Below are 19,241 nucleotides of genomic sequence, written 5' to 3' on the forward strand. Positions count from 1 at the left end.
ATGCGCGCCGCCCGGATGTCCTAGCGAACATCGTCCCCGGCGGCGCTTCCGAGTTTCAGTAACCGCTCGCGGCGGGGTCAGATAACGGTTTCGACAGGAATATGCAGGGCGGCGGCAACACGGCGGATGCGCAGCGGATCGCTGTCTGTGCCCTCTTCCAGCGCACGGATTTCGCTGGTGGTCAGGCCGCAGGTAACGGCGAGCTGCTCGACCGTGTAGCCGGCAAGCATACGCGCTGCCAGAACCTTTTTGGCAAAAGGAGCATCGGTTTCGTGATCGGAATCAGGTTGTGTGACTGAAATTGTCATTATTGCATCTCCCTCATGATGGACACTTAAATGCGGGCGGCACAGAAAAGTTGCCGGGCCGAATGCGACCGCGTTGCCGGAGAAGAAATCGTGCTGCAACGCAGCGAGGAACATAGACGCTTCACCCACCTACGCAATAGTTAAATTTTGTTAAGATTCGTGATCGCCGCATTCCTGCGGCGGTATTCAAGGAAAAGAAGCCGGCGAAACCGCGGGTTTCCGGGCCTCAGTAGAAGTCGGTGACGGTTAAAGCATGCCCCAGGCGCGAAAACGGCCGCGACCGGTGACTTCCCGCAATTCCAGCTGTTTGGCAAGGCCGATGGCCCCCTGTGGCGTGGTGCCAAGTTCCTTGACGATCATCGCCGCCGAGACTACCGGCCGGGAGACCACGAGCTCCACCAGTTCGGGCAGCCGCGAGGAGGAACGCCGGCCGGCCAGCCTGCGCATCATGCGCTCCCTTGCGTGGCTCAGCCGGTCATGTTCCTTCAGGCCGGCCTGTGCCGCTTCGTAAAAACTGTCGAGCAGGGCGGAGAGGCGCTGTGTCTGGTTTCTCGCGTGCCGGCGCTCCCGCGGTATGGCACGAAGACCGACGCTCAGCGCCGGCAGATGATCCGGCGTAACATTGCCTTCGCGCAGGAAGGCGGAGGCCAGAAGCCTCCCGAGCCAGGGGCTGCGCTGCAGCACCTCGATCACGTTCCAGGCATCGAGCAGAATGGCGGTGCGCAGAATTGCCGGCAATTCCTGCGTACGCGCATGCACATCCCACCATTCTTTCAGCCGTTCATCCTCGTCCCAATCAGGTTCGTTGATGATGTCATGGCTTTCTTCCCTGCGTATCGTCGGAAGTGGGTTGCCGGTGGTGATTGCATCAAGGGTGGCGGAGCTTCGCGCCAGCAGCGCATCGAGCTCGGAAAAGGCGCCATCCAGCGCTGTCTCCCCTACGGCGTCGGCATCTTCCTCTGGTGATCGATCCATGGCCTCCCCTGGTGGTACGGTGGTCTCCGCACCGGTGGGGGTGAGCTTGCCCCTTAGCCTGGCAAGGCCGGGTGCAGTGAAGGCCCAGCCGGCCGCATTGGAAAAGATCAGCCGTCTCGACCGCAAAATCCGGTGTGCTGCCGTCATTTCATGGCTCGGCGCCCGCACATCCATATGGGCATCATGCAACACCAGATCTTCCATATGAACGAGTTCACCATCCACCCACATGGAGGAAATGGCATCGGTGAAATCCTGTCTTTCGATGAACCCCTGTTTCATCGGCGAGCGGCCGATCCGCTCATCCAGCCGCGCCAGCGCTTCGCCCGCACGGGTGGCGGCGATGAAGAGCTTTTCGATCTGGACGTCCGATATGTCGTAAATCATTGATATTTTTTAGTTTGGGCGCGGGCGGCTTACAAGGCGGATCGCAATGGCGTCGCTTTATTTTTCCCGCTATCATGGTCCCGTCCTGTTGTGCAGACCCCGCGTGGAGGGCCGGGAAGCTCGATGACATGCACTACCATTGCCTTTCCCGTCCTTTTGCTGCGATGCGGCATAAGCTTGCGCATTGCAGCATGGCGGGTATATACCCCCACCGAGAGCGACAAATTATCACACCTTCCGTTCGCCCTTCCATCTCCCAGACGAAGATGAATTGGAGTTTACCCGTGAATATTATGGCAAATGGTCCCGCCACCGCGCCGGATCAGAAAACCCGTTTGAAATCGATTATCGGCGGTTCGGCGGGCAACCTCGTCGAATGGTATGACTGGTATGTCTATTCGGCCTTCACCCTTTATTTCGCGCCGGTCTTCTTTCCCTCCGGCAACCAGACCGCCGAACTGCTGAGCGCGGCTGCCGTCTTCGCCGTCGGATTTCTGATGCGGCCCATCGGGGCCTGGTTCATGGGTACTTATGCCGACCGCAAGGGCCGCAAGGCGGGCCTGACACTCTCCGTCACCCTGATGTGTCTGGGTTCGCTTCTGATCGCGATCACACCCGGCCATGACACGATCGGCATTGCGGCACCCGCCATCCTGGTTTTCGCCCGCCTCCTGCAAGGCATCAGTGTCGGCGGTGAATATGGCGCCAGCGCCACCTATCTCAGCGAGATGGCCGGCAAGAGCCGCCGTGGTTTCTTCTCCAGTTTCCAGTATGTAACGCTGATTTCCGGCCAGCTTCTGGCGCTGGCGGTGCTTCTGGTATTGCAGCGGGTTCTGACGCCGGAACAGCTCGGTGCCTGGGGATGGCGCATTCCGTTCTTCATCGGCGGCATGCTGGCGATTGCGGTGTTTTATATCCGCCGGGGACTCGTCGAAACCCAGTCCTTCGAAAACGCCAAAACCGGAGCCGCCGACAAGCCGAAATCCAGCGGCTGGGCGCTGTTCAAACACTATCCGCGCGAAGCGTTGATGGTCATGGCGCTGACATCAGGCGGCACGCTCGCCTTTTACGCCTACACGACTTATCTGCAGAAGTTCCTCGTTAATACCTCGGGCTTCAGCAAGGAAAGCGCCACGGAAATCACCACGGCGGCGCTCTTCGTTTTCATGCTGTGCCAGCCGCTTGCCGGCGCGCTCTCGGACAGGGTGGGCCGTAAACCGCTGATGGTGGGCTTCGGCATTCTCGGAACGTTGTTTACCTATCTCATCTTCAGCACGCTGGCGACGACGACGGATCCGATCATGGCGTTCGTTCTGGTACTGGTCGGCCTGTTGATCGTTACCGGTTACACCTCGATCAACGCGGTGGTGAAGGCGGAAATGTTCCCTGCCCATATCCGCGCGCTCGGCGTGGCGCTGCCCTATGCGCTGGCGAACACCATATTCGGTGGAACGGCGGAATTCGTGGCCCTGAAATTTAAGCAGATCGGCCATGAAAACTGGTTCTTCTGGTATGTGACGATCATGATCGCGCTGTCGCTGGTGGTCTATGTAAAGATGCGCGATACGCGCGATCACAGCCATATCCACGAGGATTAAGCCTCAACCGTACCGATCCACTAAAGCCCCGCCCGCCCGGCGGGGCTTTTGTTTGCAGCTCGTCAGGCCGTTTGGACCGGAAGGATCACGCGGGCCTCGAAGCCATCCTGCCGGCCGGAGACAGGAGAGGAAAGCACCAGCTCTCCGCCTGCCTGTTCCACCAGGCTTTTGACGATGGCGAGGCCAAGCCCGGTTCCATCAGCCGTGGTCGGGCCTCGGGTGAAACGTGTGGTCAGCTTGGGCAACAATGCCGGGTCGACAGCCGGCCCGGAATTGACGATGCGGATCGTGCCGTCCGTTTCAGCGATGGCCTGCACCGGGCTTTCCGGCGGGCTGTGGATCAGCGCGTTTTCAAGAAGATTGCGGATGATGATGCCGAAGGCATCCGCGCCGATCTGGCAGGGCAGGCCGCCTTCACAGCGATTGGTAAAGCGGATGCGGGACGTTCCGATCGCCGTTCTGCTCATGTCGTCAATGACGAGCTCAAGCACGGGGATGAGATCGCTTGTTTTGTCGGTGACCCCGATCTTCGCTTCCGCCCGCGACATCTGAAGCAGTTTTTCGGCGAGATGAGCGAGATGCTGCAGGGATTTTTCAATATTCTCAACGCGTGGCGCCAGCTCCGGCGGAATATCGACGAGCAGCCTCTGCGCCTGCGCTAGTGCGCCGGCAATCGGCGTGCGCAATTCATGGGCGCTGTTGGCGGTAAACTCCCGTTCGGCCTCGATCGTCGATCGCAGCCGTCCGAGCAGCAGGTTGACCGAACGGGCGATGGGGTGCAGTTCGGCGGGGAACGGCTGTGTCGCAAGCGGCGCAAGATTGCCGCCGTCTTTTTTCCCGATTTCGTCACGCAATGTCTGCACGGGTTGAAGGGCTCGGCGCACGACGACGATGACGGCGATGATGCTGGCCGGAATGAGAATGAGAACGGGCAACATCAAGGCGCTGCCCGCCTCTATGATCGCCTCGCGGCGATTGGCGAAGGCATCGGCGACCTGCAGAAAATAATTGCCATCGGGTGAGGCCACCGTGAAGATGCGCTGCGACGACGTCTCGGAAAAACCGGGGTCGAGCGAGACTTCAAAAGGCTCCGTCGAGCTGTCATGCGAATGCAGCACGACCTGGCCTTCGCGGTCACGAACCTGATAGGTCAGATATTCCGCTCCCTCCGCCGACTGGTTGAGTTTCTGCGAGGCTGGCCCGGTATTGTTCTCGCGCAGGTCGTCGAGCAGAAGCGGCAGCAGCCTTTCCGCCGTCTCCTCAAGGCCGGCATCGAAAATCTCCGCAAATTCGTCCTGCATCGCCATGACGCCCAGCCCGCAGGCGAGAAGCCAGGATATGGCGACAACGCTCGTCAGCGCCGTCACGAGTTTGCGGGTCATGCTGGTGGGTCTGGCCATCTTCGCCTGCCTGCGGTTCGTCTACTTGATGGTGTAGCCGACGCCGCGCACGGTTTCGACGCGGTCATGGCCGATTTTCTTGCGCAGCCGGCTGATATAGACCTCGACCGTGTTGCTCTCTATTTCCGCGCCGAATTCATAGAGCGTGTCGTGCAACTGCGCTTTGGAGACGACCGCTCCGGGATGCTCGACCAGCTTTTCCAGCACGGCCCATTCCCGGGCACTCAGTGTCTGCGCCGTCCCGTCGACCGTAATGTTGCGCGCCACCTGGTTGATCTCGATGCCGGGCAGGCGGATGACGGGTGCCGAGCGACCCTCGTAACGGCGCGAGACCGCCAGCATGCGCGCAGAAAGCTCGTTGAGATCGAATGGCTTGACTACATAGTCGTCGGCCCCGGAATTCAGCCCGGCAATCCGGTCGGAAACCTGGTCATGCGCTGTCAGGATGATAACAGGCGTCGCGTCGTCGCGCTTGCGCAGGGCTTGCAGCAGGGTGATGCCTTCGCCGTCAGGCAGTCGCATGTCGAGCAGGATGAGGCCATAACCCATGGTCAGAGTTGCCGCTGTGGCGTCACCCAGCGTCTTGAACCAGTCAACAGCATGGCCAGCCGCCGCGACATGGTCGCGCAGCGCCTCTCCCAGCACATAATCGTCTTCAACAAGCAGAACCCGCAAGACAGCTCCCTTTATCGCGTCGTCTTGCGTATCTCTTTGTCCGGATAAGCGTCAAGCACTGTCTGTTCAGCTCGTCTGCCGCTTGGTGCAGCCACTGAAGACGTCAAGAGAGGGATCGTAGACCGAAGTCGAGACGCTCATCATGCCAAGAATGCTGTGGAAATAATTGTCGTGCGAGCGTCCACCCTCTGCGGCGCTCTTTGCGAGACAGGCTTTGTCGAGCCCCATGGACCTGGCAAAATCGTCATCCAGCCAGACGAGAAACGGCACATGCGTCTGCTGTTCCGGAGCGAGCAGATAGGGCGCGCCATGCAGGTAAACGCCGTTCTCACCGAGCGATTCACCGTGGTCCGAGGCATAGATCATGCCCGTCGCCAGCTTGTCGGAGCGTGCCTTGAGCTTGTCGATCACGGTCGAGAGGAAATGGTCGGTATAGAGAAGCGTATTGTCGTAGGAATTGACGATCTCTGCGTCGGTGCAATTACCTAGTTCGGCTGTGCGGCAATCCGGGGTGAATTTTCGGAAATCATCGGTGTAGCGCAGATAATAGGTCGGTCCGTGGCTGCCCATCTGGTGCAGCACGATCACGCTGTCCTTCTTGACGTTATCGAGCCAGGCGTCGAGCTTGTCGAAGAAGATATCGTCTCGGCATTCGCCACCAGTGCAGAAGCGGCTGTCGTTGGTGGAGGGCAAATCGAAATAGGGGATGCGGTCGGCGACGTTCTTGCTGCCGGTATTGTTGTCCAGCCATGTGGCGCCGACACCGGCATGGACGAGGACATCCATAAGGTTTTCATTGGCGAGCGCCTTGCTGTGGCTATATTGCGAGCGCGTGAATTTCGAGAACATGCAGGGAATGGAGATCGCCGTTGCCGTGCCGCAGCTGGTGGTGTTGGGAAAATAGATCACGTCGCGTTTGGCAAGTTCCGGATTGGTGTCGCGCCCATAACCGTTCAGGGAAAAATTCGCGGCGCGCGCGGTCTCGCCTGCTACGATGACGGTGATGCGCGGTTTGTGAACACCGCCCAGCGCCGGCAGGAGTTTCGCATCCTTGCCGATAGGGCTTACCTGTATCTCTGCTTCCTGGCCGGCCTGCGTGAAATAATGGATGGTGGACATCATTGGCGACAAGGGGTTGACGCTTTTGACAATATCCTTGTGCTGGCGGATGGCCGTGGTGAAGGTCTTGGAATTCGCAAAGCTGATGATGCCCGCAATGGTGAGGCAGATCAGGACGCTGATGGTATTCCACAGCAGCTTGTGGAGGATCGGTCGATGCCGGACGCGCACGGCAGCGATGAGGATGGACGGAACCAGCCCGTAAACGGCCATATGCCAGAGGAAGCCCGGGGTGATCAGATTGCCCGCTTCCGCCTGTGTCGTTTCCATGGCGTTCCGGATCATGTCGCTGTCTATGACGATGCCGTAGCGATCCATGAACCAGGAGGCCGCCGCCGCCGCAAACACCAGCAAGATCAAGAACGGCTTGATGAGATATTTGGCGGAAAAAATGATGATGAGGGCGCCGAAAAACGCGGCCATGGCAACATAAAGCGCCGCGATGGCAACGGGATAGGCGGAAAGATAGGTATGGACCTTCGACCAGAAGGTGCGGTTCGTAAACAGCAGCAGATAGGCTCCCGTCAGTAGGCTGAGCGCCACGCTGCCGATTTCCGGCCGAAATGTTGTTGTTCCCGTCGCTTTCGAGGTTAAAAGAGCCACTATCAGATCCACCAGATTTCCGCACGACCGATGGCAGCGAAGAATGTACGGAAACGCCGCCATCCAAGTCGCTGCATGGCCCGATTGATGGCGGATGACCGATTTTGCTGACATCAACCTGAATGCTTGTCACGAAACTGTCATAGAGCATCGAATTTCCCGAAAAGGTTGTGTTTCAGCTGATGGAGGGTGACGATAGGCCGAGGACTTAGTTGAGCCCCACGATGCCCGTGGCCGTGGTGCGCGTTGATAATACACGCGTGGCCCTCACCGGCAGCAGGCTGCCCGCTGGCAGATTCTGGAAGGTTACTGTCGCGCCTGAACGCAGGATCAGGCAGAGATGGCCGGCATTGCCCACATAGATGGCGCGCGTGGGGGAAGGCAGCGGGTTCACATCGTCTGGAACGACATCGAAAGCGTGGGATGCCGGGGATTCGAGGCCTGCCGCATGGTAGTCGTAAGTCTCAGCCATTTTTGTCTCCCGTAGGTCTAAATCTGCCCGTGATTATGCGGCGCGACGGAGCGACGGGGAAAAGCGGGGATGAGAAATATTCCAGCGAGATTCCAGTCTCGTTATCTGCCTCTCGAGAAGGGCGGCATTTTTCCCGCAATCTCATGCGGTTGTGCCGTATCGGCCTTTTGCCATCGATGCGCTGCAAAGCATCAGGGCAGATTTTTCGTCCACGGGATCGGCAGGCGCATGGCTTCCCGATAACGCCGCATCTAGCCAGGGGTGTGGAGAATGAAGGTCCTGACGGCGGAAGAAGCCTCGCCTCTGCCGTAAAACTTGACTGACAAAGAATATATTTCTAGTTGCTCCACTTTCGGATGCTATTACGGTGACGGCAGAACCTTTATGGGCAAGCCGACCCGTCGTTGGTGACGCCATATCAAAGTGAAGCAGCAGGGGCATGACGCGCAAGGATCGATGGATGTCCTCCTTTTGGGGGCGGCGGGAATTTTTGGGCCTGCTCGCTGCTTCGGCCTTTGCCGGCAATGTGCGGGCACAGGCAACCCCGCGCATTGCCGCTATCGACTGGGCGATGCTCGAAACTGCCGTGGCGCTCGGTGTCATGCCGGTAGCGGCGACCGAGCTCATTCAGTTCCGGATCGGCGCCGTGGAGCCGGAAATCCCGGAGAATGTTGCCGATCTCGGTCTGCGCGGCGCGCCGAATTTCGAGCTTCTGCAACTCATCCGACCGGATCTCATCCTGATTTCGCCTTTCTACACGCGTTATACCGGCAGGCTGGAAGCGATCGCCCCGGTGTTTTCGCTGCCCTTTTACGTGAAGGGCGAACCGCCTTTCGAAAAGGCGCTGGCGGCGGTCACCGCGCTTGGTGAAAAGCTCGGTCGGACAGGCGGTGCGCGTCAGGTTTTGGGCGAAACGGAAGCGGCGCTGCAAGCCATGCGGACCCGTATCGCCAGTTTTTCCGCACGGCCGACCTATGTGATCAACATTGGCGACGCCCGGCATTTTCGCGCTTTTGGTGCCGATAGCATGTTCGGCGATGTCCTTGGCAGGCTGGGGCTTGCCAATGCCTGGGTGGACCGGTCGCAATTCACCTTCGCGGCGCCGGTGCCGCTCGAAAATCTCGCGGCGACGCCCGAGGCACGTATCGTCATCGTTTCCGATGTTCCGGTGGAGGCCCGGGAAAGCCTGCGCAACAGCGCCATCTGGCGCGCCCTTCCGGCGGTTCGCGAAGGCCGGGTGGTGACGCTCGGCAACGTCAGCCCCTATGGCGGTATCACCGCCGGCATGCGGTTTGCGCGGCTTCTGACCGAGGCTCTTGCATCACAGGGAGAAACCCTGTGACGGTGCGGTCCCTCCAGCTCCTCTTCGGGCTTCTGTTTGTTTCTGCCTGTGGCCTTTCCCTGCATGCCGGCCTGCAGCGGCTGCCCTTCGGAACATGGCCGGGCCTGCCGTTTGATACCGCATCCATGTCCATGGATCAGATCATCTTCACCTTCAGCCTGCTGCCGCGCGTGGCAGTTGCCATCCTTGCGGGCGCGATGCTGGGCCTGTCCGGGGCACTTTTCCAGCAATTGCTGCGCAATCCGATTGCCGATCCCTCGACGCTTGGCATTTCCGCCGGTGCGCAGCTCGCCATCGTCATCGCCACCCTGTTTTTTCCTTCGGTGCTGGATGGCAACCGCGCATCGGTGGCGCTCGCCGGTGCGGCGGCGGCGGCCGGCATCGTCTTCCTTCTCGGCTGGCGGCGTTCTTTCGAACCGGTGACCATGGTGGTGTCAGGACTTTTGGTCGGTATCACTGCCGCCTCCGTTTCTGCGGCGCTGACGCTGGCGCAGGGCGAATATCTGATGTCTCTCGTCGTCTGGAATGGCGGCTCGCTCAGCCAGCAGGACTGGTCGAATGCTGTTGTGCTCGCTCTCCAGCTTCTCGCAGGGCTTGCCCTGACCGGCCTGCTGATAAGACCGCTCACGGTTCTCGGTCTTGGCGATGCCGGCGCACGTTCCCTTGGGGTCTCGCTGTTTTCGATCAGGTTCGCCGTTGCAGCCGTCGCGGTCATGCTCGCCGCTTTCGTTGCGGCAGCTGTCGGCCTTGTCAGTTTCATCGGTCTTGCCGCACCGGCGCTCACCCGGGCGCTCGGCGTGCGCCGCTCGTCTTCCGTGCTGTTCGTGTCGCCCCTTCTGGGTGGTTTGCTCCTCTGGTTCTGTGATGGCCTCGTGCAGCTTCTGGCGAGCACGACGGCGGAAGTTTTCCCGACGGGTGCGGTGACCGCCCTGATCGGCGGGCCGCTGCTTTTATGGCTGCTGCCGAAAATCCGGCCGACCGACGTTCATCGTGGCGAGAGTGTCGATCTCGCCCCAAGACGCTCGCTTGTGGCCCTGCTGCCGGTACTCATCATCATGACGGTGCTGGTGTTTGCCGCACTCGCTGTCGGCAAGGGGCCCCAGGGCTGGACAATGCTGGGGGCGAGTGACCTGCAAAGCCTTCTGCCCTTCCGCTGGCCGCGGCTGGCGGCCGCCATAGCTGCCGGCGGTCTTCTCGCCATGGCGGGTGCGCTTTTGCAGCGGCTCACCGGCAACCCCATGGCAAGCCCGGAGGTCATCGGCGTCAGCGGTGGTGCAGGTCTCGGTTTTGCCGCCGCCATCACGGTTTTTCCGGCGGCAGGCCTGTTTGAACTGTTTTGTGGCGCCGGCATCGGCTCGGCCGCCGTCATGATCCTTGTGCTGTTCTTCGCGGTGCGCCGGCACCTCGCGCCGGAAAAGATTTTGCTCGCGGGCATTGCCGTCAGCTCGCTCTGCTCGGCGGTGCTGTCGGCGCTGCTTGCCATTGGCGACCAGCGGGCATGGCAGATTCTTGCCTGGCTCAGCGGTTCGGGTTCGACGGCGACTCCGGCTTCGGCAATCTTTCTCGCCATCCTCTCCGTTGTGCTTCTGGTCGCAGCGCTGTCGGTGACGCGCTGGCTGACGATCCTGCCGCTTGGCCGGGATGTGCCGCTCTCCCTCGGCCTGCCGCTCAGCGCCGCGCGCATCGCCGTTATCGCGTTGGCCGGCATTGCCACCGGTGCCGCTTCGCTGCTCGTTGGGCCCTTGAGTTTCGTCGGGCTGATGGCGCCGCATATTGCGCTGCGCGCCGGGTTCACCACGCCGCGTGACCATCTGCTCGCCTCTTTCCTGTTCGGCGCGGTGCTGATGGCGCTTTCCGATCTCGGTGCGCGAACGGTCACCTTTCCCTATGAACTGCCGCTCGGCCTTTTTGCGGCCCTGGCCGGTGCGCCCTATCTAATCTGGCTGTCGGGCAGGCGATCATGATGTTTCAGTCTATCTACGGGAGATACGAACCATGGGTAAGGCAATGCTGGCCGTCGACAACGATGACGCCCCGCTTTTTTCTCTTGAAGACGTCACCATGGCAGTGCCGGGCAGGACATTGCTGCAACCGCTGACGGCAAGTTTCGCGACCGGCAAGACCATTGGCCTGATCGGCCATAACGGTTCGGGAAAATCGACGCTGCTCAAGATCCTGGCGCGGATGCAGGAGCCGACGGCGGGCCGGGTTTCGTTCGAGGGTAAGCCATTAAATGCCTGGGGCAACCGCGAATTCGCGCGCAAGCTCGCCTATCTGCCGCAATATACGCCGGCCGCCTCCGGCATGCTCGCGAGCGAACTGGTGGCGCTCGGCCGTTATCCCTGGCATGGCGCGCTCGGACAATTCAGCAAGGCGGATCAGGAGAAGGTGGACGAAGCGATCGAGCTCACAGATACCGTCGCCTTCCGCGACCGGCTGGTGGACACGCTTTCCGGTGGTGAGCGCCAGCGCGTATGGCTTGCTATGCTGGTGGCCCAGAATGCGGAAAGCCTGCTTCTCGATGAGCCCATCTCCGCACTCGACATGGCGCATCAGCTCGAGGTGCTGTCACTGGTGCAGAGACTGTCGCGTGAAAAAGGCCTCGGCGTTATCGTCGTGCTGCACGACGTCAACATGGCGGCTCGCTTCTGCGACGAGATCGTCGCGCTTCATTCCGGCCAGCTGATTGCCCGGGGAACGCCGCGGGAGATCATGACGCCGGAGACCTTGCAGCGCATCTACGGCGTGCGCATGGATGTCATGACCCATGCCGCCACCGGCCTTCCCGTCGCCTTGCCGGTTTGAGATGTTGCAGCAAAACAACGGCCGCAAACGCTTGTTGTTGATGGTGATTCCGCGCACATTTCCCGCCCTAACAATGTCTTAATGCCAGCCTACCGCCATCAGACATTGTTAACTGTTCTGCTTTCATAGCCTCCAATTAAGTTGTTTTGGATCGATTTTTCGGAACAAACGTTAACAGTGCGGAATTCAATATCCGGAGAGGGCAAGAAGGGCTGCTGCGGGTAGGATAAAACAGGAGAAAACAAGATGAAAAAGGCTGTTGCCGTAACTTTTGCCGCATTGACGATGGGCCTTGGCGGAACTGCATCCGCACTCGCTGCCGACCTTGCAAGATATGAGCCGGCTCCGCAGGAGCAGGACGATCGCAACGGCGTCAAGATCGGTTACCTCACCTGCGATATCGGCGGCGGCGTCGGTTACGTGATCGGCTCGGCCAAGGAACTGGATTGCACCTTCCAGTCCACCATGGGCGCCCGTCGCACGGACCATTACACCGGCGCCATCCGCAAGATGGGTGTTGACCTCGGCTTCACCACGCAGGGCCGCCTCGTGTGGGCCGTTTTCGCCCCGACTGCCGGTTACCACCGCGGCTCGCTGGGCGGCCTCTATCAGGGCGCAACGGCTGAAGTCACCGTCGGTCTCGGCGTCGGCACCAACGTTCTCGTTGGCGGCACCTCCGGCTCCATCCAGCTGCAGACGGTCAGCGTGACCGGCCAGGTTGGCCTCAACCTTGCAGCGACCGGTACGTCCGTAACGCTGACGGCCATGAACTGATCGACGAATCGCCCGGTGTTTTGACCGGGCATTCTGTCGCATCTTAAAAAGCGCCCTCTTCGTTGTCAGACGGAGAGGGCGCTGTATTATCCGAGGCATGATTTCCGTATCCAAACAAGCTGCGGCGGTAGCTGCGTTTTTCCTCCTGCTTGCGGCGAGCGCTCTTGCCGACGGAGATGCGGCGCATGGCGAGAAGGTTTTCAGCCGCTGTTCTACCTGCCACAGCGTCGATACACCGCGCACCCGCATGGGGCCGCATCTGATGGGTGTGGTCGGCAGGCCTATGGCTTCCGTTGCCGATTACGGTCATTATTCGCAGGCGCTCAAAGATGCCGGCGCGGCTGGCCGGGTATGGTCGGAAGAGGAACTGCAGAAATTCCTTTCAAGCCCGAAGAAGGCGATCCCAGGCAATGCGATGCGCTTTTTCGGTCTCTGGAGCGAAACCGATATTGCGGACCTGATCGCCTATCTGAAAACGCATCCCCTGCCGCAATAGCTGTCAGAGCGGTGCTTCGGCGACGATCTCTTCCGCCTCGTCTGACGTCATGGCCATGACCTTTGCGCCGATCTCGAAGCTGAAACCGTTGCGGGCGAAAGCGGAAAATTCCTTGGCTTTTCGTTTTTCATCCAGTTCAACACGGCGAAACGGGCCGAAAGCGCGCTTGCGTGCGAAGATGATGGCCGCCACCAGATCGTTTGTTTCCTCCAGCGCGATGGCCGCCGTTTCACGCGCTATACCCTTGATCTGAAGCTTTTGCGCGAGCCCGCGTTTCGACTTGCCGCTGCGCTGACCGCTCCGCACGGCAATCTCAGCGTAAGCCGTATCATCGAGCGCCTTGATGCCATAAGCGAAGGTGACGGCAAAGTCGCCGAGCGCCTTTACCTGCGCCGGGCCGATATCCTCGAATTTTTCCCGCGCCTTGCGCATGATGGCGTCACGCAGCTGCTTTTCCGTCATCATGCGCTGTTCCAGCCGGTAGAGCGCGGAATTGCGCGCCCAGGACAGCATGCGGCTGATGGGTTCAACGGCTGGCGTGTCGCCGTTCTCAGCCATGTCATCGGTCAGAAAGGGGCTGGAATCATCATTCATTCCGCATTTATAGCGCGGGAAAGCCGTCTTTCCAGTTCCCTACCAACCCATGTCCTCCGGTTTTCAGCACCTCAAGGCGTCTGTGCGCCGGTCGCGGCCACGTAAACCGAATAAAGCGATTTCGTCGCGGTGATGAACAGGCGGTTCTTTTTCGGGCCACCGAAGGTCAGGTTTGCGACCGTCTGCGGCACCTTGATCTTACCCAGTAGGGTGCCTTCCGGTGAAAAACAATGAACGCCATCACCGGCGCTGGTCCACAAATTGCCTGCCGTATCCAGCCGGAATCCGTCCGGCAGGCCGTTGTCGAGATTGCAGAATTCCCGGCCGTTGGTCAGTTTCACGCCGTCTATCACGTCGAAAACGCGAATGTGACGTGGGCGGGAGACATCGTGGCTGTAGGAACTATCGGCGATATAGAGCTTCGTTTCATCGGGCGAAAATGCGAGGCCGTTCGGCTGCACGAAGTCGTCGATGGCGATGCTGGTCTTTCCGGTTACGGGATCGACCCTGTAGACATTGCGCGTCTTCTGCTCCGGTTCGGCCTTGTAGCCCTCGTAGTCGGAGAGAATGCCGTAGGTCGGGTCGGTGAACCAGACGCTGCCATCGGATTTCACCACCACATCATTGGGAGAGTTCAGCCGCTTGCCGTCGTAGCTGTCGGCGAGAACGGTGATGGAGCCGTCGACTTCGGTGCGGGTGACACGCCGGCCACCATGTTCGCAGGAAACAAGTCGCCCCTGACGGTCGCGCGTATTGCCGTTGGCGAAGTTGGAGGGCTGACGGAACACCGAAATTCCGCCATCCGGCACCCAGCGCAACATGCGCTCATTGGGAATATCGCTGAACAGCAGGCAGTTGAGATCGGCAAACCAAACCGGTCCTTCGGCCCATCGGCAGCCGGAATAAAGCTCTTCCAGTTCCGCATTGCCGACGATCAGATGGCGAAAGCGGTCATCGTGGATTTCGTAAGGGGAGGTCTTGTCTGTGGTCATGAGCGTGGTCCGCTTTTAGGCTTTTCGTTCGGGGTTCAGCGCGCGGCCTTGCGGCCGCTCGCCAGAAGAATGACGGAGATGATGATGAGGCCGGTGAGGATGAGGCGGATGCCGGCGCCGAAACCATAGGTATTCAGCATCGAAACCACCAGGAACATGAAGAGCGAAGCGCCCCAGATGCCGGGAACATTGGAGTCGCCGCCCGCCACCGCCGTGCCGCCGATGACGACGACGGCGATGGACATCAGCAGATATTCCGATCCCATGTTAAGCGCCGCGCCTCCGGAGAAGCTGGCGAGCAGGTAACCGGCAATTGCTGCCAGCACCGCGCAGAGCACATAGGTGACGAAGCGTGCGCCATCCACGGGAATGCCGGTCATACGGGCAGCAAAGGTGCTCTGGCCAATGGCGGAAATCCAGCGCCCGTAAAATGTACGGTCGAGCAGCAGCCAGGCGACGACCGACAGCAGCAATGCGACGAGTGCGACGTTGGGAATGCCGAAAGAGCTTGATATCGCGAATGTCGCCAATGTTTCCGGGGGCTTGATGCGCAGGCCGCGGTTTGACCAGATGGCGATGGATTGCACGATAAAGCTCATCGACAGCGTCGCGATGATTGGCGGGATGCGCAGGAGCTTGATCAGCGCATAATTGCCGATGCCGATGGCAATGCCGATCAGAATGGCGATCAGCAGTCCGGGCAGGATGAGACTGTCCGACACATCCATGAATTTCAGGGCCAGAGTTCCTGAAAGCGTCATCGTCGCGGGAACGCAAAGGTCGATATTCCCGGGCCCGAGCGTGATAACGAACATCTGGCCGATGCCGACGATGACCGAAAAGGCTGCGAATGTGAGAGCGGCATGCGAGAGCCCGAAGGAGCTTGCGCCGCCGGTGAAGAGCACGGTAACGATCCACACCGCAATGGTTGCGGCAAACGACCAGATCCACGGTTTTCTGGTGAGGGAAGAGAGCCCGTTCATTGGTTTTTCTCCCGCTTTTCAATACGGTTGAGCAGGATGCGCAGCGCCAGCACGATGATGAGGATCGCCCCTTGTGCACCGATCTGCCAGTCCGGTGAAATGCGCATGAAGGAGAGGAAGGAGCCCGCAAGCGTTAGCGTCAGCGCACCGATAACGGCACCGATGGGCGATACCCTGCCGCCGACGAATTCGCCGCCGCCGAGGATGACGCCGGCAATCGACAGCAGCGTGTAGCGCAGGGCGATATTGGCGTCGGCCGATGTCGTCAGGCCGACAAGGGCGATACCGGACAGCACCGCGAAGAAACCGGCCAGCGCAAAGGTGGCGGCGCGGATGCCGATGACTGACCAGCCGGAGCGCTCGACAGAGCGGAAATTTCCGCCGACGCCGCGCATCAACACGCCGAACGAGGAGCGCATGACGATGTAGTGGGCGATGACCGCAATCATGATACTGGCGACGATCGCGATCGGCACGAAAGGCGGTTTTGCCGTCATCAGTGTGCGGATGAAGGCTGGCGCCTGGCCACCCGGCGAAGGCAGAATAAGAACGGCGAGGCCGCCCCAGACGAAACTCATGCCGAGCGTGACGACGATGGAAGGCAGGGCGCGGATATGGATGATGGCCCCAAGCAAAGCGTAGACTGTAATCGCACCGGCAAAGATCGCAATTCCAAGGACGGGTGTGGTTTGCAGGAAGGTAGCGGTGACGCAGGCACAGAAACTGACAAAGGTGCCCATCGACAGGTCGAGATCATTGACGGACATGATCAGCATCTGCGCAATGGTGGCGAGTGCGATCGGCACTGCCAGATTGAACAGCAGGTTGAGGCCATTATAGCTCATGGCGCGCGGCTGCATGTAAAAGACGGCGGCGAGCAGGAAGGCGAGCGAGGCGGCGGGAATGATGAGACGAAGGGCACTGGCGGAGAGTTTCATGCGTGGTCTTCTCCCGCGAAGGAAGCGGCCAGCACATTCTGTTCGGTGATCTCCTCGCCCACCAGTTCGGCCTGAATGGCGCCGTCGCGGAAAACATAGACCCGGTCACAAAGGCGAATTTCGTCCATTTCGGTGGAGTACCAGATGAAGGTGCGGCCGTGAGAGGCTTCGGTTCTCAAGATATCGTAGACCTCCTGTTTGGTGCCGATATCAACGCCGCGCATCGGGTCGTCCATCAAGACGGTGCTGGCGGTGGTGGCGAGCGCCCGGGCGAAAAGCACCTTCTGCTGGTTGCCGCCGGAGAGGGAGAGAATCTTGTTGCCCATGTCAGGCGTACGAATTTCGATGCGCTTCTTCCATTGCGCGCCGAGTTCGTTCTCCTTGCTCCTGTCCACCATGCCCGCGGATGAAATATCCCGCAGCGACGCGATGGAGAGGTTCTTCAGGATGCTCCACAGCGGGAAGGTGCCGTTCAGGCTGCGGTCGCCCGCGACGAAGGCGATATCAGTCTTGCGCGCAGGCAACCAGCTGCTGTTGCGGGCCAGGTAAAGGTCGAGAAGCGCCTCCGTCTGTCCATGACCGCCAAGACCGGCAAGGCCAATGATCTCGCCGCGGAAAGCCTCGAAGGCAAGGCCTTCGCCTCGGCGCGCCGGCATGGAAAGCACCTTTTCGCCCGCTTTGCGGTTTTCGCTTTTCTGACGGTCCTGTTGCTTGACGACGCTACCCATGGCTTCCACCAGTGTTCGTGTCGTGAAGTCGCCCGCTGCCCGGTCGGCCACCACCCGGCCATCTTTCATCACCACGATGCGGGTGGCGGTTGATAGAATCTCGCCGAGAATATGCGAGATCAGCAGAACGGAACCGCCGGTGCGGATGAAGCTGCGGACATAGTCCATCAACTGCTCTGCGAGACCGGCATCGAGCGAGGAGGTTGGCTCATCGAGAATAACGAGCCTCGGGGCCTCAGGTGTGCGGCAGAAGTTAATGGCGATTTCCACCATCTGTCGCTCAGCGATGGAGAGTTCGGCAATCGTCAGCTCGCAATCGATGCCGTGGCCGGGAAAAATCTCGTCGAGCGTTTGCCGGATCATGGTGAGCGCGCGCCCGCGCCAGTTCCGCCCACTGATGGCGGCATGCATGATACGGACGTTTTCGCTGATCGTCAGGTTGGGGCAGAGCGAGAGTTCCTGAAAGACGCAGCGCACACCGCTGGCACGGGCAACCGCTATGCCGTAGCGGCCATGCTCGCCGCGATAGGAAATGGAGCCTTCATGCGGCGTCAGCCCACCATTGATGACGTTGACGATGGTGGATTTTCCCGCGCCATTATGACCGACAAGCCCGAGGCATTCGCCGGATCGGATGACGAGATCAGCCCCGTCCAGCGCCTTGACCGCGCCGAACACGACCTTCACGCCGCGTGCGGCGACGACTTCTTCGGCCTCGATGATGTCATTCATGAGCAATTACGCCAGTGATCTGAAAATGGGATAATGTCGGCGATATCTGCGGTGCCCGTTTTCAGAACGCCGCAGATATCGATTGTGAACTGGCTCGGCTTACTTGGCGGCGATGGCCTTCTGGGCGTCCGCCTGCGAATATTCCACATTCGCGACGCCGCCCTTCTGGGTGGTCTTGAGGTTCTCTTCAAGATTGGCCTGGTCGATGCGCAGGAACGGAACCGTTAGGTCCTTCTTCACATCCTTGCCGTCGAGGATCTGCTGCGCCACCCAGAATGCCAGCGTCGAGACGCCGGGAGCGATGGAGACGGACATGGTCTCGTAGCCGCTGGCATCCTTCTGCTGTTTCCACCATTGCAACTCGTCTTCGCGGTTGCCCATGACGATGGTCGGCGTCGGGCGCTTGGCGGCGGCAAAAGCCTGTGCCGCACCGTAACCGTCACCCCCCTGCGTTACCACGGCAGCGACTTCGGGAAGGCTCGGCAGAATGCCGGCAACGGCACGTTGTGCGACATCCTGCGCCCAGTCGCCATTGACCGAACCAACGATCTTGAACTGCGGGTTCTTGGCGACGGCGTCGACAATACCGGCATGGATTTCGTCATCCACGGAAACACCGGCCAGGCCGCGAATTTCGAGCAGATTGCCGCCCTTCGGCATGGCCTTGGCGAGGTAGTCGATCTGGCTTGCGCCCATGGCCTTGAAATCGACCGCAATGCGCCATGCGCAAGGCTCGGTGACGATGCCGTCGAAAGACACGACGATGATGCCGGCATCACAGGCTTCCTTCACCGCGCCGTTCAGTGCGGTGGGGGAGGCGGCATTGATGACGATGGCATCGTAACCCTGCAGGATGAGGTTCTGAATCTGCGCCGCCTGTTCGGTCGCCTGGTTTTCGGCTGTTGTGAAGGCGTCAGCGGCAGCCACCTGCTTGTCGGCAACCGCCTGCTTGGTGATCTTGTCCCAGCTGGTCAGCATCGCCTGACGCCAGGAATTGCCTGCGTAATTGTTTGAAAGCGCAATCTTTTTTGCCGACGTATCGGCGTGAGCGGTGATCGGCAGCGCTGCACATGCGACAGCGGCCGATGCCATAAGCATCTTCCTGAAAGCCATTTGATTTCCTCCCTCGTGGCTTGCTCTTTTCGAGCCCGGAATTCTCGCACGCCGCAAATCTCCTCGGCGGCGGGTGGAATTCCTTTGCACTGGAGCTCCTTTCCCCAGTAGAAGCGAGAATGACCAAGAAGATTTCGCTTGTATAGGCGGATCGCGGCAATCTTCCTGCGGATTTCCGCAGAAAGCTTGCGGGAACCCGCAGGACGA

General features: G+C 60.2%; 18 protein-coding genes. 6 read left to right on the plus strand and 12 right to left on the minus strand.

Features of this window, described 5'->3' with window-relative positions; genetic code table 11:
• Positions 1-77: 77 nt before the first annotated feature.
• Positions 78-308 (minus strand): multiprotein-bridging factor 1 family protein, encoded by a 231-nt coding sequence (locus ACFVTJ_RS14290; RefSeq protein WP_386908401.1) that lies wholly within the window; start codon positions 306-308, stop codon positions 78-80.
• A gap of 246 nt (positions 309-554) precedes the next feature.
• Positions 555-1,670: an RHE_PE00001 family protein gene (locus ACFVTJ_RS14295; RefSeq protein ID WP_386908403.1), complete on the minus strand. Its 1,116-nt coding sequence runs from the start codon at positions 1,668-1,670 to the stop codon at positions 555-557.
• A 293-nt stretch (positions 1,671-1,963) separates the two neighbouring features.
• Between ACFVTJ_RS14295 and ACFVTJ_RS14300 the strand changes: the two genes are divergently transcribed.
• Entirely contained in the window at positions 1,964-3,268 is a 1,305-nt protein-coding gene (locus tag ACFVTJ_RS14300; RefSeq protein WP_386908663.1) for an MFS transporter, read from the plus strand.
• 62 nt (positions 3,269-3,330) lie between these two features.
• Here ACFVTJ_RS14300 and ACFVTJ_RS14305 read toward each other — a convergent pair whose 3' ends face one another.
• The 4 genes from ACFVTJ_RS14305 to ACFVTJ_RS14320 form a co-directional block, all read right to left on the minus strand.
• Positions 3,331-4,668 (minus strand): sensor histidine kinase, encoded by a 1,338-nt coding sequence (locus ACFVTJ_RS14305; protein ID WP_386908404.1) that lies wholly within the window; start codon positions 4,666-4,668, stop codon positions 3,331-3,333.
• A gap of 21 nt (positions 4,669-4,689) precedes the next feature.
• Entirely contained in the window at positions 4,690-5,343 is a 654-nt protein-coding gene (locus ACFVTJ_RS14310; protein WP_386908406.1) for a response regulator, read from the minus strand.
• A gap of 66 nt (positions 5,344-5,409) precedes the next feature.
• Positions 5,410-7,077, minus strand: a complete 1,668-nt coding sequence (locus ACFVTJ_RS14315) for a phosphoethanolamine transferase (protein ID WP_386908408.1) — start codon at positions 7,075-7,077, stop codon at positions 5,410-5,412.
• Between the two features lie 196 nt (positions 7,078-7,273).
• Positions 7,274-7,537: a hypothetical protein gene (locus tag ACFVTJ_RS14320; RefSeq protein WP_386908410.1), complete on the minus strand. Its 264-nt coding sequence runs from the start codon at positions 7,535-7,537 to the stop codon at positions 7,274-7,276.
• Positions 7,538-7,976: 439 nt separating this feature from the next.
• Between ACFVTJ_RS14320 and ACFVTJ_RS14325 the strand changes: the two genes are divergently transcribed.
• The 5 genes from ACFVTJ_RS14325 (at position 7,977) to ACFVTJ_RS14345 (ending at position 12,954) form a co-directional block, all read left to right on the plus strand.
• Positions 7,977-8,879 (plus strand): iron-siderophore ABC transporter substrate-binding protein, encoded by a 903-nt coding sequence (locus tag ACFVTJ_RS14325; protein WP_386908412.1) that lies wholly within the window; start codon positions 7,977-7,979, stop codon positions 8,877-8,879.
• A complete protein-coding gene (gene fhuB / locus ACFVTJ_RS14330) occupies positions 8,876-10,843 on the plus strand; it encodes a Fe(3+)-hydroxamate ABC transporter permease FhuB (protein ID WP_386908414.1) in 1,968 nt (655 codons plus the stop codon). The genes ACFVTJ_RS14325 and fhuB overlap by 4 nt, the downstream gene beginning before the upstream one ends.
• Before the next feature lie 31 nt (positions 10,844-10,874).
• Complete coding sequence (locus ACFVTJ_RS14335) at positions 10,875-11,684, plus strand: ATP-binding cassette domain-containing protein (RefSeq protein WP_386908416.1); 810 nt, start codon at positions 10,875-10,877, stop codon at positions 11,682-11,684.
• Positions 11,685-11,930: 246 nt separating this feature from the next.
• Positions 11,931-12,458: a DUF992 domain-containing protein gene (locus tag ACFVTJ_RS14340; protein ID WP_080794490.1), complete on the plus strand. Its 528-nt coding sequence runs from the start codon at positions 11,931-11,933 to the stop codon at positions 12,456-12,458.
• A 97-nt stretch (positions 12,459-12,555) separates the two neighbouring features.
• Positions 12,556-12,954 carry a c-type cytochrome gene (locus tag ACFVTJ_RS14345; protein ID WP_386908418.1) on the plus strand — a complete coding sequence of 133 codons (399 nt, stop codon included), beginning with the start codon at positions 12,556-12,558 and terminating at the stop codon, positions 12,952-12,954.
• A 3-nt stretch (positions 12,955-12,957) separates the two neighbouring features.
• On the opposite strand, the gene recX is transcribed toward ACFVTJ_RS14345, so the two are convergent.
• The 6 genes from recX to ACFVTJ_RS14375 form a co-directional block, all read right to left on the minus strand.
• Positions 12,958-13,548, minus strand: coding sequence for a recombination regulator RecX (recX, locus tag ACFVTJ_RS14350; RefSeq protein WP_386908420.1), 591 nt, complete (start codon positions 13,546-13,548; stop codon positions 12,958-12,960).
• A gap of 71 nt (positions 13,549-13,619) precedes the next feature.
• Positions 13,620-14,540 (minus strand): SMP-30/gluconolactonase/LRE family protein, encoded by a 921-nt coding sequence (locus tag ACFVTJ_RS14355; protein ID WP_386908422.1) that lies wholly within the window; start codon positions 14,538-14,540, stop codon positions 13,620-13,622.
• Positions 14,541-14,575: 35 nt separating this feature from the next.
• Positions 14,576-15,523, minus strand: a complete 948-nt coding sequence (locus ACFVTJ_RS14360; protein ID WP_386908424.1) for an ABC transporter permease — start codon at positions 15,521-15,523, stop codon at positions 14,576-14,578.
• On the minus strand, positions 15,520-16,461 hold the full coding sequence (locus tag ACFVTJ_RS14365) for an ABC transporter permease (protein ID WP_386908426.1): 942 nt from the start codon (positions 16,459-16,461) through the stop codon (positions 15,520-15,522). The genes ACFVTJ_RS14360 and ACFVTJ_RS14365 overlap by 4 nt, the downstream gene beginning before the upstream one ends.
• Positions 16,458-17,921 carry an ATP-binding cassette domain-containing protein gene (locus ACFVTJ_RS14370; protein ID WP_386908428.1) on the minus strand — a complete coding sequence of 488 codons (1,464 nt, stop codon included), beginning with the start codon at positions 17,919-17,921 and terminating at the stop codon, positions 16,458-16,460. Before ACFVTJ_RS14370 ends, ACFVTJ_RS14365 begins: the two co-directional genes overlap by 4 nt.
• Positions 17,922-18,020: 99 nt before the next feature.
• On the minus strand, positions 18,021-19,034 hold the full coding sequence (locus ACFVTJ_RS14375) for an ABC transporter substrate-binding protein (RefSeq protein WP_386908429.1): 1,014 nt from the start codon (positions 19,032-19,034) through the stop codon (positions 18,021-18,023).
• Between the last annotated feature and the right edge of the window lie 207 nt (positions 19,035-19,241).

Origin of the sequence: Agrobacterium sp. NPDC058088, from assembly GCF_042885035.1 — a bacterium.
GTDB lineage: Bacteria > Pseudomonadota > Alphaproteobacteria > Rhizobiales > Rhizobiaceae > Agrobacterium.